The 537-nt window shown below is 59.2% G+C and carries 1 protein-coding gene; it reads left to right on the plus strand.

Translation table 11 applies throughout. The features are described 5' to 3' along the window. Positions 1-537 (plus strand): chromosome partitioning protein ParB (locus GY725_23010; GenBank protein MCP4007061.1); only part of this gene is annotated, 537 nt, incomplete at both ends.

The following is a 537-nucleotide window of genomic DNA, read 5'->3' on the forward strand; positions in this document are numbered from 1 at the left end:
ATGCGTGTCACCAAGCAGAAGACGCTGAGCATTGTCGAGCAAGCCCGGTTCGTTGTCGAACTGCTCTCGATGCACGACATGAGCATCGCCGACGTGGCCGAGACACTCTCGCGGAGCAAGGCCTGGGTGAGCATGCGCCGCAGCCTGCTGCAAGAAATGAGCCAGACCGTGCAGGAGATCCTGTTTCGCGGGGCGTTTCCCGTCTACTCGTACATGGCCACGCTACGACCGTTCATGCGCATAAACGGCATCGGCCAGGCAGAAATCGAGCGATTTGTCCAAGCCATTGCCGACCAGCGATTGAGCGTGCGGGAGATCGAACTGTTGGCCCATGGTTACTTCCGCGGAACCGCCTCGCTACGCGAAGCAATCGATCAGGGGAATTGGAAATGGTCACTCGAGCAAATGCAGGCAGTTCCCGAGGACCCCGATGCCTGCAACGACTTCGAACGCGCCTTGCTGCGAGACCTCGAGCGACTACTGAAGTCGATCGGGCACGTGATGACTCGCTGTGACAGTCCGCGTCTACAAACTCGC

It is taken from the genome of bacterium, assembly GCA_024226335.1.
GTDB lineage: Bacteria > Myxococcota_A > UBA9160 > SZUA-336 > SZUA-336 > JAAELY01.